This is a genomic window from Xanthomonas campestris pv. campestris str. ATCC 33913, assembly GCF_000007145.1.
Taxonomy (GTDB): Bacteria; Pseudomonadota; Gammaproteobacteria; order Xanthomonadales; family Xanthomonadaceae; genus Xanthomonas; species Xanthomonas campestris.
Genome location: NC_003902.1, coordinates 609,874 through 624,367, shown reverse-complemented (window position 1 = coordinate 624,367; position 14,494 = coordinate 609,874). Strand labels below are relative to the sequence as shown.

Annotated in this window: 12 protein-coding genes; 8 read left to right on the top strand and 4 right to left on the bottom strand. The window is 66.5% G+C overall.

All coding sequences use genetic code 11. From position 1 onward, the window contains the following. Positions 1-369: 369 nt before the first annotated feature. The 4 genes from aroQ to accC all read left to right on the top strand — a co-directional run bounded on the left by aroQ (position 370) and on the right by accC (position 3,192). Positions 370-816 (top strand): type II 3-dehydroquinate dehydratase, encoded by a 447-nt coding sequence (gene aroQ / locus XCC_RS02695; RefSeq protein WP_011035767.1) that lies wholly within the window; start codon positions 370-372, stop codon positions 814-816. A 79-nt stretch (positions 817-895) separates the two neighbouring features. After that, positions 896-1,378 (top strand): acetyl-CoA carboxylase biotin carboxyl carrier protein, encoded by a 483-nt coding sequence (accB, locus tag XCC_RS02690; protein WP_011035766.1) that lies wholly within the window; start codon positions 896-898, stop codon positions 1,376-1,378. Between the two features lie 77 nt (positions 1,379-1,455). Continuing rightward, complete coding sequence (locus tag XCC_RS02685; RefSeq protein WP_194734332.1) at positions 1,456-1,782, top strand: four helix bundle protein; 327 nt, start codon at positions 1,456-1,458, stop codon at positions 1,780-1,782. A gap of 42 nt (positions 1,783-1,824) precedes the next feature. Beyond that, positions 1,825-3,192: an acetyl-CoA carboxylase biotin carboxylase subunit gene (gene accC / locus XCC_RS02680; RefSeq protein WP_011035764.1), complete on the top strand. Its 1,368-nt coding sequence runs from the start codon at positions 1,825-1,827 to the stop codon at positions 3,190-3,192. Positions 3,193-3,825: 633 nt separating this feature from the next. Here accC and XCC_RS02675 read toward each other — a convergent pair. Continuing rightward, a complete protein-coding gene (locus XCC_RS02675) occupies positions 3,826-4,191 on the bottom strand; it encodes a hypothetical protein (RefSeq protein WP_011035763.1) in 366 nt (121 codons plus the stop codon). Beyond that, entirely contained in the window at positions 4,188-5,108 is a 921-nt protein-coding gene (locus tag XCC_RS02670; protein ID WP_011035762.1) for a hypothetical protein, read from the bottom strand. The genes XCC_RS02675 and XCC_RS02670 overlap by 4 nt, the downstream gene beginning before the upstream one ends. 486 nt (positions 5,109-5,594) lie before the next feature. Between XCC_RS02670 and prmA the strand changes: the two genes are divergently transcribed. Then, positions 5,595-6,515: a 50S ribosomal protein L11 methyltransferase gene (gene prmA, locus XCC_RS02665; protein WP_011035761.1), complete on the top strand. Its 921-nt coding sequence runs from the start codon at positions 5,595-5,597 to the stop codon at positions 6,513-6,515. A 1-nt stretch (position 6,516) separates the two neighbouring features. On the opposite strand, the gene XCC_RS02660 is transcribed toward prmA, so the two are convergent. Then, complete coding sequence (locus XCC_RS02660; RefSeq protein WP_012437220.1) at positions 6,517-7,011, bottom strand: hypothetical protein; 495 nt, start codon at positions 7,009-7,011, stop codon at positions 6,517-6,519. 148 nt (positions 7,012-7,159) lie between these two features. Between XCC_RS02660 and XCC_RS02655 the strand changes: the two genes are divergently transcribed. The 3 genes from XCC_RS02655 to fis all read left to right on the top strand — a co-directional run bounded on the left by XCC_RS02655 (position 7,160) and on the right by fis (position 9,500). Continuing rightward, a complete protein-coding gene (locus tag XCC_RS02655) occupies positions 7,160-7,537 on the top strand; it encodes a helix-turn-helix domain-containing protein (protein WP_011035759.1) in 378 nt (125 codons plus the stop codon). A 285-nt stretch (positions 7,538-7,822) separates the two neighbouring features. Beyond that, on the top strand, positions 7,823-9,112 hold the full coding sequence (locus XCC_RS22730) for a DUF3426 domain-containing protein (protein ID WP_011035758.1): 1,290 nt from the start codon (positions 7,823-7,825) through the stop codon (positions 9,110-9,112). Between the two features lie 115 nt (positions 9,113-9,227). Then, positions 9,228-9,500, top strand: coding sequence for a DNA-binding transcriptional regulator Fis (fis, locus tag XCC_RS02645; RefSeq protein ID WP_011035757.1), 273 nt, complete (start codon positions 9,228-9,230; stop codon positions 9,498-9,500). Between the two features lie 414 nt (positions 9,501-9,914). On the opposite strand, the gene XCC_RS02640 is transcribed toward fis, so the two are convergent. Then, positions 9,915-13,916 carry an ice nucleation protein gene (locus XCC_RS02640; RefSeq protein ID WP_011035756.1) on the bottom strand — a complete coding sequence of 1,334 codons (4,002 nt, stop codon included), beginning with the start codon at positions 13,914-13,916 and terminating at the stop codon, positions 9,915-9,917. Positions 13,917-14,494 lie beyond the last annotated feature (578 nt).

The following is a 14,494-nucleotide window of genomic DNA, read 5'->3' as shown; positions in this document are numbered from 1 at the left end:
TGCCGATAGCTGCCAATGCGGTCTGTGGCGCCAATTCGGTCGGCAACGCGCTTGAATACCCACACGTGCGCTGCTGCCATCGGGCGGCAATCTGCGCACATTCGCACGGTTCGCCGACACGGAAGACTGGATACTCCAGGTGCGGCCTCGGTGCAGCGCCTGAGGCCACATGCGCGTAGCGAACTGCAACGCGCCAACTCCAGCACGCTGTGCACCAGCGCTTCATGCGCGGCACAGCCCGCCAATCCACGCTTGGCGCGGGGGCGGCGCAAGAATCAAACGATTGTTTAAAACATCGATAACTTCGCCCATCTGGACAGCATTGCCTGCATCGCGCAGACTTCCGGCCTTTCCGCTCTTCCGGATGTCATGGCCCACCTGCTGCTGTTGCACGGCCCCAACCTCAACCTGCTCGGCACCCGCGAGCCGGAGGTCTACGGGCGCACCACGCTGGCGCAGATCGATGCGGCGCTGGTGGACCGTGCGCAGGCGGCCGGGCACACGCTGGACTGCCTGCAGTCCAATGCCGAGCACGTGCTGGTGGAGCGCATCCACGCCGCGCGCGAAGACGGCACCGCCTTCATCCTGATCAACCCGGCCGCCTTCACCCACACCTCGGTGTCGCTGCGCGATGCGCTGCTGGGTGTTGGCCTGCCGTTCGTGGAAATCCATCTGTCCAACCCGCACACCCGTGAGCCGTTCCGGCACCACAGCTATCTGAGCGACAAGGCCGCCGGCGTGATCTGCGGCTTCGGCGCCGACAGCTACCGGCTGGCGCTGGAAGCGGTGATCGCGCGCCTGGAGCGCGACAGCTGACACGCACTTCGCGCCACACCCCACCCCATTCCGCCGGCACCCGCCGGCACTCTCCACCGATTCACCTCAAGAGGCCCTTATGGATCTCCGCAAAATCAAGAAACTGATCGACCTGCTCGAAGAATCCAATCTCGCCGAAATCGAGATCAAGGAAGGCGAAGAAAGCGTGCGTCTGGCCCGCGTGCCCAAGGGCACCCAGGTGATGAGCGCCCCGATGCAGCAGTACGCGCCGGCCCCCGCCGCGCCCGCACCGGCGGCCACCATGCCGATGCAGTCGCCCACCGAAGCCTCCACCGGTGGCGCCAAGCAGGGCGCCGCCTTGCCGGAAGGCCACGTGCTGCGCGCGCCGATGGTGGGCACGTTCTACACCTCGCCCTCGCCCGACAAGCCGGCCTTCGTCACCGTCGGCCAGCAGGTCAAGGCCGGCGAGACGCTGGCGATCATCGAAGCGATGAAGATGTTCAACCCGATCGAAGCCGACATCTCCGGCACCATCGTCGCCGTCCTCAGCGACACCGGCCAGCCGGTGGAGTTCGATCAGCCGCTGTTTGTGATTGGCTGATTTGCCGGGAATCGGGAGTGGAGAATCGGGAATCGGCACAGCGGCCTCACGAACGTCTGGACGCCTGGCGTGATTCCATGGAGCTCGTCGAAATGATCTACCGACTGACCGAGGTATTTCCCGACCAGGAGCGTTACGGCCTGACTGCGCAATTGCGCCGCGCAGCCGTCAGCATCCCGTCGAACATCGCCGAAGGTGCGGCACGACGCTCCACTCCCGATTACTCCCGTTTTCTATCCATCGCACGTGGATCGCTTTCCGAACTGGACACGCAAGTCCAGATCGCCGCCCGACTGGGTTACAGCCGCAGTGAAGATGACCAGAGCGTCCGCCGTCAGGTCGACCTGGTGTTCGCCAAGCTCACTGCACTGATGAACGCCCTACGCAGACGTGGAGCCGCCTGATGCCCGCATCTACCCATTCCCCATTCCCGACTCCCTATTCCCATGCTCGATAAAGTCGTCATTGCCAACCGAGGTGAAATCGCGCTGCGCATCCTGCGCGCGTGCCACACGCTCGGCATCCGCACGGTCGCGGTGCACTCCACGGTCGACCGTAACCTCAAGCACGTGGCCATGGCCGACGAGTCGGTGTGTATCGGCCCGGCCGCGTCCAGCGACAGTTACCTCAACATCCCGGCGCTGATCGCCGCGGCCGAGGTCACCGACGCGCAGGCCATCCACCCCGGCTACGGGTTTCTCTCGGAAAACGCCGATTTTGCCGAGCGGGTGGAAGAATCCGGCTTCATCTTCATCGGCCCCAAGGCCGACACCATCCGCCTGATGGGCGACAAGGTCGAGGCGATCCGCGCGATGAAGGCCGCCGGCGTACCGTGCGTGCCCGGCTCGGGCGGCCCGCTGGGCGATGACATCGTGGCCAACACCAAGATCGCGCGCGAAATCGGCTACCCGGTGATCATCAAGGCCGCCGGTGGCGGCGGTGGACGCGGCATGCGCGTGGTGCATTCGGAGGCCGCGCTGAAGGCGGCGATCGAAACCACCAAGTCCGAAGCAAAGGCCGCTTTCAGCAACGATCAGGTCTACATGGAGAAGTTCCTGGAGAACCCACGCCATGTGGAAATCCAGGTGCTTGCCGATGGCCAGGGCAACGCCATCCATCTGGGCGAGCGCGATTGCTCGATGCAGCGCCGTCACCAGAAAGTGGTGGAAGAAGCGCCGGCACCGGGCATCAGCGAAGAACTGCGCGCTGAGATCGGCAAGGTCTGCGTGGATGCGTGCATCCGCATCGGTTACCGCGGCGCGGGCACCTTCGAATTCCTGTTCGAAGGCGGCCGGTTCTACTTCATCGAAATGAACACGCGTATCCAGGTGGAACACCCGGTGACCGAGCGCATCACCGGCATCGACCTGGTGTGCGAGCAGCTGCGCATCGCCGCCGGCCACAAGCTGAGCATCAAGCAGAGCGACATCGTGCTGCGCGGGCATGCGATCGAGTGCCGCATCAACGCCGAAGACCCGGAAACCTTCATGCCCAACCCGGGCCTGATCACCGCCTTCCATCCGCCGGGTGGCCCGGGCGTGCGCGTGGATACGCACATCTATGCCGGCTACAAGGTGCCGCCGAACTACGACTCGATGATCGGCAAGCTGATCGTGCACGGCCCGGACCGCGAGACCGCGATCGCGCGCATGCGCGTGGCGCTGAGCGAGATGGTGGTGGACGGCATCAAGACCAACATCCCGCTGCAGCAGCGCATCATGCGCGACAAGGGCTTCCAGGCCGGTGGGCAGAACATCCACTACCTGGAAAAGCGACTGGCCGAACGCAAGAACAAGTCGATCGCGCTGGTCTGATCGCAGTAGCGCTGGCCAAGAAAAAGGCGGGTAAACCCGCCTTTTTCGTGTCTACGTGTGCGCTGGGAGCGTAGTGTTCAAACTACAGGGCCGCGGCATTGCGCCAGCGTGTTATCTGGCGAACGACTTACGCGTCACGTCTATGCGCCGAACCGTGCGACCGGCTTCATCGCATGGAGCGCTTCGCGTGCGTGGCCATGCGTCAGTACTGCGTGGCGAACCACCTACGCGTCACGCCTGCGCGCCGAACTGCGTGACCGGCTTCATCGCATGGAGCGCATCGCGTGCGTGGCCATGCGTCAGTACTGCGTGGCGAACCACCTGCGCGTCATGCTTGCGCGCCGAACTGCGTGACCGGCTTCATCGCATGGAGCGCTTCGCGTGCGCGACCATGCATCAGTGCTGCGTGGCGAACGATCTGCGCGTTACACCTGCGCGCAAAACTGTGTGACCGGCTTCGACGTGTGGAGCGCATCGCGTGCGCGGCCATGCATCAGTGCTGCGTGGCGAACGATCTGCGCGTTACACCTGCGCGCAAAACTGTGTGACCGGCTTCGACGTGTGGAGCGCATCGCGTGCGCGGCCATTGGCCGCTCGCACGCGCAATCGCGCATCACTGCACATCCGCGGCACTCAACGGCGCTTTGCTGCCGGTTGCTGGCTGCCGGGTACCGGCACCGCGCCGCTGGGCGAGGATGGGTCGACCACGGTCATGGTTTCGGTGGAGCCATCCGGCCACACCACCTGGAACGTGGCGCCGGCCGGCAGCGAGGCGAACGGCATGCCGCTGCTGGCGCGATACACCGCGGCCACCTGGCTGGCGCCGTGCTGGCGCAGCTGCGCGTCGGCACCGACAGTGATGCGCTTGACCGACAGCGGCTGGTAGCGGTGATCGGCGGTGTCGATCATCACGATGCCCACCGCTGCGGCCGAATACGCCACGAACAGCGCCACCCAGAACCAGAACTTGGCGCCGTGCGCCAACCGACGATAGTTCATGACTGTGTCTCCGACCGCGTTACGAGTGTATCGACCATCTCATCCACCTTGTCTGCTCCCTGCCGCGGCACCGCGGCATCGAATACGAACGACACGAAATCCTGTGCGCTATCGCGCGAGCAGATGCCCGCGTTGGCGCAATAACTGGTGACCAGCGTGCTTTGCGCGCTGCAATCCAGACCCAGCCTGCAGGCGGCGACCTGCCAGGCCAGCTCGGCGAACTGATCGCCCGCCACATAGCCGTCCAGGCTGTCATCGCCACTGGCGCGCGCGCCCATCGCCGGCGCCAGCGCCAGATACGCTTCCGGGTCGCGCGAGGCCAGCACGCGCTGAACCAGCGCGCGCTTGTAGCCGGGCGTGGTCTGCAAGGGTTCGCCCAACGCAAGCATGGCCGCTTCGGCAGCGAGGCTGCCGGCACGCGCAGCGGCCTGACGTTGCTGGGCCACCACGCGCGGGCTCAGCCCGTCGCTGGGCGCAAAGCCGGCGCAGCGCTGCGCCACGCGTTCGCGTGCGGCGTGCATGGCGGCCACGCCGGGCGCGGGTTGGCTGGCGATCCAGGCGCTGTCGGCCGCGTAGCCAGCCGGGCTCACCGCATAGGGGGCGCAGTAGTCGTAGACCCGGCTCAAGCGCCAACCGGCCTGCGCATCACCGGCGCGCACTTGTTGCTGCAGTTGCTGCGCGTAGCGGTAGAGATCCTGCGGCGGCTCGCCTGCGGTGCCGCGCGCCAGCTGCAACGCAGCGCTGCGCTCGGGCACCGCGTGCGGCTGGCCGGCTGTGGGTGCGACGTGCGCAGCCGCGGTCTCCACGACGGCCGCGGGCGCGACGCCCGCTGTTTGCGGACGCGCCTGCCACCACGCCGCCGCAAGCGCGGCGGGAGCGAGCAACAGCCAGAGATGGCGGGCACGAACGAGCGGCATGGACGGCAACAGGCCTGGCGCGGGAACGTCCCGCAGCGACGGCGCGGAGTCTATCACCGGCGCTGCTGCGGGTCGGCGTTGAAGCGGGCGCTAGCGCTTTTGTGGGATTCGGGATTCGGGATTCGGGATTCGGGATTCGGGAATTGGGAATTGGGAATTGGGAATTGGGAATCGGGAGTCGGGAATCGGGAATCGGGAGTCGGGAGTCGGGAATCGGGAGTCGGGAGTCGGGAGTCGGGAATCGGGAATCGGGAATCGGGAGTCGGCGATTGGGGATTTGGGATTCGGTGATTCGTTCCATCCACATGATCGGTGCGAAGCACGCCACACACGCAAAAGGCTGCCGCTCTCCTTCCCTCCAACAAACACGTGCAGCCGCAGACAACGCGTTTCCCAGCGTAGGCGATGGGCCGTGCTGCCACGCGCCGCTCAGGGCGTGGCGCGCGAATCGTCTACGATGCACGTTTTACCGCCGCGACCGTCCCGATGCCGTTCCTTGAATTGACCCTGCCCTGCACCCGCGCCACCCAGCCCCGTTTCGAGAACGCGCTGGAAGATGTGGGCGCCTTGGCCGTGACCATGCTCGATGCCCATGCCGGCACCATCAACGAGCGCGCCATCCTTGAGCCGGGCGTGGGCGAGGTGCGGTTGTGGGAGGAGACAGAGCTCACCGCGCTGTTCGACGGCGACAGCGACCCGCTGATGCTGCTGGCCGCGCTGGAAGCCTTCGACCCGAGCCTGGACACGCGCCATGCGACGTTTCGCAGCGTGGAAGACAGCGCCTGGGAACGGGCCTGGATCGACCAGTTCAAGCCGATGCGCTTTGGCGCGCGCACCTTCATCGTGCCGTGGAATCAGGACCTGCCCGAAGAGGCCAACACGCCCGACGCGGCGGTGGTGCGGCTGGATCCGGGCCTGGCGTTCGGCTCGGGCACCCACCAGACCACCGCGCTGTGCCTGCGCTGGCTGGATGCGCTGGCCGGCGAGGGCCAGTTGCAGGGCTGCAGCGTGCTGGATTTCGGCTGCGGATCCGGCATCCTGGCCCTGGCCGCGCTCAAGCTCGGTGCGGCCAACGCGGTGGGCGTGGATTACGACCCGCAAGCGTTGCTGGCCACGGCCGAAAATGCCGAGCGCAATGCGATGGAAGCGCAAATGCAGGTGTACCTGCCGCAGGACGAACCCGTGCAGACCTACCCGGTGGTGCTGGCCAATATCCTGGCCACCGCACTGGACGCGCTGGCCGAGACCCTGGCCGCGCGCGTGGCGCCCGGCGGGCGCATTGCGCTGTCGGGCATCATGCAGGGCCAGGAGCAGGACCTGGTGCAGCGCTACACGCCCTGGTTCGAGCACCTGCACTGCGAATACGACGCGGAATGGGTACGCATCGACGGCGTTCGCCGCCACTGACTCACTCCGGCCGAAGTTCACCGCTGCGGATTCGCGCGGTGGTGACGGCATCCTCGACACTGATGGCGCGCAGCTGGGTCACCGGCTGCCAGCCAGCACGCTGCAGGGCCGCGCACCGCCAGCGGCTGGCCTGCCGCACCGCAGACGCGCGCATACCGAGCTCGACCAGACCCAGCGCCGCCCACGCCAGCAACCAGCCGCCGGCGGATGCACTGGCGAGCCACAGCCCGCCCGCACTGCCCAGCACTCCCATGCCGGCGGCCAGCAGCCGCCAATGGCGATGTCGCCATGCCCACCACCGGGGCGCCAGCGCCGGCCCCCAGTGCAGCCCGTCGATCACCGCGGTCCAGTCCTGGTCGCGGCGCCAGACCAGGTAGCGGGCCGCACCCGCAAAGCGCGCCACGGCTGGATCCAGCGGCGAATAGGCCGGCCAGGGTGTCGGCGGCACAGGTTTTGGGCGCGGCGCCGCACGCCAGCCCCACAGACGTTTGCACATGACGGCTCCTCCTTGAGTTCGCTGTGATGTCGTGATCACCCAGCGAACGCCAGTATCGCAAACATCTGCCGATATGAAAGTCATACGAACTATTCGATTGTGTCGCTGGCGCTATATCTCCCGGCCCGTTCCCGCCACCGGTGTCCGTGTGAGCAAGCTATACGAGCGTGTACGCGAGGCCCGCAGCTTGACCAAGCTGACCCAGGAAGCCCTGGCCGGCGAACTGGGCGTGACCCGCAGCGCGGTGGCGCAATGGGAGATGGCCGAAGGCACCGCGCCGTCGGTGGACAACCTGATCGGCCTGGCCAAGCGCAGCGGCATGACGTTCGAATATCTGGCCACCGGCCGCGGCGAGCGCGTGTTCGGCCCGCCGGTGTCCTCGATTGCCGAAGAACCCGCCCAATACCGCCACCTGGATGAGCAGCAGCGCGTGCTGCTGTCGCGCTTCGACGCATTGGCCCCGCGCCAGCGCACCGGCCTGCTCGATCTGCTGCTGGCCGAAGGCAAGCCGCGCCGGCGGCGCTGAGCTACACGCGGGGCCTTGTTGCTCCGCGGGGCAGTCGCCTGAGCCTGTGCGGCGCGGCGGCACCGCCTAATCCCTTTCATCGCAAGGCAGTGTTCGCTGGAAACAGTGCTTGCGATAAAACGTCGGCCTGTCTGAAGACACCTGCGGCATGGCGGCACGTCCCTGGGGCACCGCGCCGTGGCGCCGCATGCACCAGGTGGGTGCCGCAGTCACTGACAGCGGCAGCGGGTTCGCCATGCGGCGCGCGCGTGGTTGAATAGCGGTCTTCCCGCTGCACGCCTGCCGATGTCCGAGACTCCGCCTCCGCGCCGCCCGCTTGCCACGTTCCTGCGTGCGGCCCCGGCCGCCCCGCCGCTGGTCCCGACCCCGCCCGCGCCTTCGACCGCGCCGGCCGACACCGTAGTGCCTGCCCCCGAGCCCGCGCCGGTGGCAGCGCCGCTGGCCACGCCCGTTCCGGCGCCGGTACGTCCGTTGCCAGCGCCACCACGCAGCACGGAGGCCGCTCCGCCAGACGCCACTGCACGTGCGCCTGACACCCTGATTGCACCCACACGGCGAGACGCGCCGCTGCCGGCGTCGCCCCTGCCGTTGCCTGCCACGCCACCCGCACCGGTGCCGGCGCATTCGTCTGCACAGACTGCGGACCCGGCCATGCGCCGCAGTGCAGACGACCGGCCCACTGCAGCGGCGGCGATCGCTCCGGCAGTTGTAGCAACGTCTACAGCTCCGTTAGCTCCGGCCGCAGCAGCACACGCAACCAACGCCCCCGACCAACCTGCAATTGCAGCGCAGTCCGCTGCGAGCGCGCCAGGCGCCACAGTCACGCAAACGCCGCAGGCGTCCCCCCCGGCCAATCAAGACGGCCAGCCTGCCCCCGCTGCTCCCCAGGCGGCCCCGGAAGCAGAGGCAGGTGCATCGACCGAGGCCGAGCTGGAAGCAGATCCGGACGACACCGCAACCACGCCCGCCCCCACGTCCACATCGGCATCGGCATCGGCATCGGCATCCACATCCACATCCACACCAGCGTCGCCATCCTCCTCCCCAACTCCGGCCCCTACGCTGGAACCCGCCTTCGCCCGCCGCGGCCTGGTCCGGCCGCGGCTGCGCGCCAGCGGCTGGCAATGGGCGGTGCTGGTCGGCCTGGTACTGCTGCTGGGCCTGCAGATCGTGATCGCCGACCGCGCGCGCCTGGCCGGCGACGCGCGCTGGCGGCCGCTGGTGAGTGCGGCCTGTGCCGTTGCGCGCTGCGCGCTGCCGCCGTGGCGCGACCCGGCCACGCTGACCCTGCTGACGCGCGACGTGCGCCCGCTGCCCGCCTACCCGGGCGTGCTGCAGATCCAGGCCAGCTTCCGCAACGATGCACGCTGGGCACAGGCCTGGCCGTGGCTGCAGCTGTCGCTGTCCGATGCCGACGGCCGGGTAATCGGCACGCGGGTGTGCAGCCCGCAGGATTATCTGGGCCAGGCGCCCGCCGCGCAGGACACGCTGGCGCCCGGCCAAGCGGTGCAGGTGGCGTTTCGCGTCCGCGAACCGGCCGCGAGCACGGCCGCCTTCAGTTTTGATTTCCGTTGAGCGGACGCGACCTGAGCGCCACCCCACATGGGCGTGGCGAGCGGTGAGGTCACGCGCTAGACTCACTCCCCCTCGCCGGCCACGCGTCCCGGCTTCGTGACACTGGGAACCTCCTTTGAACGCAGCCCCCTCTCGTCCTGACAGCAGTCGTGGCGCCCCGAAGTCGCCGCTGCGCGAACACGTCGCGCAGTCCGTGCGCCGCTATTTGCGCGACCTCGACGGCAGCGATGCCGACGACGTGTATGAAATCGTGCTGCGCGAGATGGAAATCCCGTTGTTCGTCGAAGTGCTCAACCATTGCGAAGGCAATCAGAGCCGCGCCGCGGCCATGCTGGGCATTCACCGCGCTACGCTGCGCAAGAAGCTCAAAGAGTATGGGCTGACGTAGGTTTGGGAATCGGGAATCGCAAGAGCATTCCTCCCGATACCTACTGTTGCGCGGGCCGGTGCGCGGATGGCCCGGAACAGCAGAAGACTTCGCGTCGCAGCGGTCACGCCAAGCGTTAGTTGCTGGATTGCTGGACCAGCGTACGCGCTGCACTTGCCGGCAATGACGCCATCGACTGCAAGGCGCTCGCATGTGCCGGTCAATCGCGTTACACGGCCGCCTAGCTGCACAACGCGCCCGCTCACCGCATGCCGCGCGCCAGGGCGCCGCAGCGACGAGCGCGTCCCAACCGTCGCCTGACCTGGCTGCATGACATGCCTTGCATACACGCGGTCCAGCTGCCGCCTGCGTGGCAGCTGGCCGATGCCCATCATCCGAAGCGCGGATCGATGAGGTGCTCTTTCCTGCTCCTGCTCAATTGGGCGCCTGCTCCACCAGCGCGTGATCGGCCGCAGAAGCGGGCCCGCCATCATGCCGAAGCACGATGGTGTCGAACGGATCGTCGAATTTTTCGACCACGTTCTTGTCGTCGTCGACCTGATAGGCGATGTCGGCCTCCACGCCCTCCTCTCCGGTCTTGGCAATGATGTTGGTGTAGCGCTTGCCGTCCCAGCATCGGAAGATCAGTACCGAGTCTTCGCCACCGGTGAGGGTGGAGCCCAGGCTACCGATCAACCGGCTGTTGGCGCCCGCGGTCAGGATGCTGTTCTTTCCGGCGGTCAACTTGCTGCGGTCGCCTGCCATCAGCGTGCAATCGTCACCTGCGGTGAGTTTGCTGCGGTCCCCTGCGGTGAGGAAGCTGTTACTGCCGGCCAACAACTTGCTGCGATCGCCGGCGATCTGGGTGCTGTCGGCGCCGGCGATCAACTTGCTGCGATCGCCTGCAGTCTGGATGCTGCCCCTGCCGGCGATCAGCGTGCTGCGCGAACCGGCCGTCTGCGAACTCAGCTTGCCCGCAATCAGCATGCTGCGATGGCCGGCGATCTGGGTGCTTTCGTGCCCGGCGATCAACGAGCTTCCGTAGCTTGCAATCTGGTTGCTGCCATAGCCGGCCGTCAGATAGCTGCGCACGCCACTGGTCAAGTTGCTGCCATAACCTGCGATCAGCGAGCTGTCCTGCCCTGCGGTCTCGGTGCTGCCGTAGCCTGCCGTCAGAGTGCTGTTGTCCAGAGCCATCAGCGTGCTGCCGTAGCCTGCCGTCAGGGTGCTGTCGCCACCGGCGGTCTGGCTGCTGCCATAGCCGGCGATTAGCGTGCTGGAGAACCCGGCGATTTCGGTACTGCCGTAGCCGGCGGTAAGCGAACTGTTTTCCAGCGCAGTCAGCGTGCTGCCGTAACCGGCGGTCAGGGTGCTTTCGTAACCTGCGGTCTGGGTGCTGCCGTAGCCCGCGATCAGGGTACTTTCGTAACCTGCGGTGGAATTGCTGCCGTAACCGGCGGTCAGGATGCTTCCATGGCCGGCCGTTTGCGTGCTGCCATAGCCGGTGGTAAGCCAACTGATTTCCTGCGCCGTCTGGGTGCTGCCGTAGCCGGCGGTCAAGGTACTTTCGTAGCCGGCCGTCTGCGTGCTGCCATAGCCGGCAATCAACGAACTCTGGAAGCTGGCGGTGGACGTACTGCCGTAGCCGGTGATTAGCCAGCTGCTGCTCTGCGCGGTCTGGGTACTGCCGTAACCGGCCGTCAGGAAGCTGTCGTAACCGGCAGTCTGGGTACTGCCATAACCGGCGATCAGCGAGCTGTCCGGGCCGGCCATGGAGGAACTGCCGTAGCCGGCGATCAGCGAACTGCTTTCCTGCGCGGTCTGGGTGCTGCCATAGCCGGTGGTGAGAATGCTCTTGTAGCCGGCCGTCTGCGTGCTGCCATAACCGGCGATCAGCGTACTGTCATGCCCTGCCGTCGATGTACTGCCGTAACCGGTGGTGAGGGTGCTGCGCTCTTGCGCGGTCTGGGTGCTGCCATAGCCTGCGGTGAGGATGCTTTTGAAGCCGGCCGTCTGCGTGCTGCCATAGCCGGCGATCAGCGAACTGTCCGAACCGGCCGTTGAGGAACTGCCATAGCCGGCCGTGAGCAGGCTGCCCTCTTGCGCGGTCTGGGTGCTGCCGTAGCCGGTGGTCAGGATGCTTTTGAAGCCGGCCGTCTGCGTGCTGCCATAGCCGGCGATCAGCGAACTGTCCGAACCTGCGGTGGAGGTGCTGCCGTAACCGGCGGTGAGGTCACTGCCCTTACGCGCGGTCTGCGTGCTGCCATAGCCCGCCGTCAGCGAGCTCTCGCCACCAGCGGTCTGGGTGCTGCCGTAACCGGCAATCAAGGTGCTGTCGGCACCGGCGGTGGAGGTGCTGCCGTAGCCGGTGGTCAGGTCGCTGCCTTTGCGCGCGGTCTGCGTGCTGCCATAGCCTGCAGTGAGCGAACTTTCCCCGCCGGAGGTCTGGGTACTTCCGTAACCGGCAATCAAGGTGCTGTCGGCGCCAGCAGTGGAGGTGCTGCCATAGCCGGTGGTCAGATCGCTGCCGCTGCGTGCTGTCTGCGTGCTGCCGTAGCCGGCAGTGAGCGAACTGGCATTGCCCGATGTCTGCGTGCTGCCATAACCGGCAATCAGCGTGCTCTCGCCACCAGCCGTCGAGGTGCTGCCATAGCCGGTGGTCAGATCGCTGCCGCTACGTGCGGTCTGCGTGCTTCCGTAGCCGGCGGTCAGCGAACTGTCGCCGCCGGAGGTCTGGGTGCTGCCGTAGCCCGCGACCAGCGTGCTGTCACCGCCAGCCGTCGAGGTACTGCCGTAACCGGCGGTTAGGTCGCTGCCCTTGCGTGCGGTCTGCGTACTGCCATAGCCAGCGGTGAGCGAACTCTCGCCACCGGAGGTCTGCGTGCTGCCGTAGCCGGCGATCAAGGTGCTGTCCGCACCGGCGGTCGAGGTGCTGCCGTAGCCGGCGGTGAGGTCACTGCCCTTGCGTGCGGTCTGCGTACTGCCATAGCCAGCCGTGAGCGAACTCTCGCTACCCGAGGTCTGCGTGCTGCCGTAGCCGGCGATCAAGGTGCTGTCCGCGCCGGCGGTCGAGGTGCTGCCGTACCCCGTCGTGAGGTCGCTACCCTTGCGCGCGGTTTGGGTGCTGCCGTAGCCGGCGGTGAGCGAACTGTCCCCGCCGGAAGTCTGGGTGCTGCCATAACCGGCGATCAGCGTGCTGTCCGCACCAGCGGTGGAGGTGCTGCCGTAACCCGCAGTGAGGTCGCTGCCGGTACGGGCGGTTTGGGTGCTGCCGTAGCCCGCCGTCAGCGAGCTGTCGTTGCCGGATGTCTGCGTACTGCCATAACCAGCAATCAGGGAGCTATCTGCACCTGCGGTGCCTGTGCTGCCATAGCCGGCGGTGAGGTCGCTGCCGTCCTGCGCCGTCTGCGTGCTGCCATAGCCGGCAGTGAGCGAGCTCTCTCCGCCCGAGGTCTGGGTGCTGCCGTAGCCGGCGATCAGCGAGCTATCGGTGCCCGCCGTGCTGGTGCTGCCGTAGCCGGCGGTGAGGTCGCTGCCGTTCTGCGCGGTTTGGGTACTGCCATAGCCGGCAGTCAACGAGCTGTCGCCGCCGGAGGTTTGCGTGCTGCCGTAGCCTGCGATCAGCGAGCTGTCTGCACCGGCGGTTTCCGTACTGCCGTAACCGGCCGTCAGCTCGCTGCCATTGCGGGCGGTCTGTGTGCTGCCATACCCGGCAGTCAGCGTGCTTCCGCCTCCGGCCGTTTGAGAGCTGCCATAGCCGGCAACGATGGTGCTGTCGGATCCGGCCACGCCGGTGCTGCCGTAGCCGGCGATCAACTCGCTGCCGTTCCCCGCGGTCTCGGTACTTCCATAGCCTGCGATCAGCTGACTCTGATCGGCGCCAGTGAGCGTGCTGCCATAGGTGGCGATTTCGCGGGTACGCAGGATCGCATTTGACGGCTGCGCGGCTTGTGGGCCGATGCCATTAGGCGGCGATGGCAGTGGCGCGGTGGAATGCGCACCGCTTTCAACGATGGGCGCCGTGAATTGCGCATGCGCCGCCTTGGGAGTGAACTCCGCAGCAATCACACTGTCTGCAGGCGGCTCGGGCTTGGGTGGCGAATGTTGCTCGATGCCGGCGGCGATGCAGCTCATCGCGCCTGCACGGTTGCCGGCGTAGACCACCTCCGCCCTGGGGAACTTGATCATTCCCTCTTCGCCCAGCCAGATGATGTCGGCGGTGTCCACCATGCAGACGACCCAATGCGCGTCGGCATGCATGTTCAGATGCGCATTGGTGCCCTGTCCCCACAACAAGCCGGTCAAGCCGTTTTCCTGTTTGATGCTGGGTTGCCAATGCCGACATTCGACGATGCCGGACAGTGGCCAGATCAGCCCGCAATGATCGGACATGTTGTTCGTGCAAGTGCGTAATGCCAAGACTTTTTCGCGATTCATATGGTTGATCTCATCTGGATGTTCCAGGCAGCTGCGCAAAACCGGCAGGCGTGTCCTGGCCGATGAGGTGGCACGGATCATCCCGCCGTCATGGCGAGACGGATCCTGCCGTCGGCAAGGGCAGTGCCGGCATGCGATGGTGGGTTATCGACGAACGCCCCGAGGCGCACGTGCGCTGCGGCGTCTTGCTTGAATCGCAGGGTCATGGATGGCCGTGACTGCAAGACGCAGCCGGGGTGATGGCAAGGCTGGCTCCTGCGCGACAGCCGTTGCAACAAACAGCGAATGGACGCCTCGCCGAAAGCGTCGTTGCCGTTGAACAAGTCGAGTAAATGGATCGGCGAATCCAGATCGTCGGACAGCCGTGCTCGGCAACGGTCGCCACAGCAGAAGACAGGTGCGCATTACCGAAGATCCGGGGCAGTCCACGCCCCGGAATATCGGCTTTTTTTTTCAATATGCGATCGGTTCCGGATTATGTTCGTCAACGCAGCTTGCAAGAGTAGAACCGTTCGGCGCGCCGCTCGAATCTGGCAACGACCTCGCCTCATACTGAAAACGCGACACCATGACCACGC

What these genes read in the sequence shown, in the direction of transcription:
- aroQ (WP_011035767.1), top strand. Translation starts at nt 370, where the DNA reads ATGGCCCACCTGCTGCTGTTGCACGGCCCCAACCTCAACCTGCTCGGC.
- accB (WP_011035766.1), top strand. Translation starts at nt 896, where the DNA reads ATGGATCTCCGCAAAATCAAGAAACTGATCGACCTGCTCGAAGAATCC.
- XCC_RS02685 (WP_194734332.1), top strand. Translation starts at nt 1,456, where the DNA reads ATGGAGCTCGTCGAAATGATCTACCGACTGACCGAGGTATTTCCCGAC.
- accC (WP_011035764.1), top strand. Translation starts at nt 1,825, where the DNA reads ATGCTCGATAAAGTCGTCATTGCCAACCGAGGTGAAATCGCGCTGCGC.
- XCC_RS02675 (WP_011035763.1), bottom strand. Translation starts at nt 4,191, where the DNA reads ATGAACTATCGTCGGTTGGCGCACGGCGCCAAGTTCTGGTTCTGGGTG.
- XCC_RS02670 (WP_011035762.1), bottom strand. Translation starts at nt 5,108, where the DNA reads ATGCCGCTCGTTCGTGCCCGCCATCTCTGGCTGTTGCTCGCTCCCGCC.
- prmA (WP_011035761.1), top strand. Translation starts at nt 5,595, where the DNA reads ATGCCGTTCCTTGAATTGACCCTGCCCTGCACCCGCGCCACCCAGCCC.
- XCC_RS02660 (WP_012437220.1), bottom strand. Translation starts at nt 7,011, where the DNA reads ATGTGCAAACGTCTGTGGGGCTGGCGTGCGGCGCCGCGCCCAAAACCT.
- XCC_RS22730 (WP_011035758.1), top strand. Translation starts at nt 7,823, where the DNA reads ATGTCCGAGACTCCGCCTCCGCGCCGCCCGCTTGCCACGTTCCTGCGT.
- XCC_RS02640 (WP_011035756.1), bottom strand. Translation starts at nt 13,916, where the DNA reads ATGAATCGCGAAAAAGTCTTGGCATTACGCACTTGCACGAACAACATG.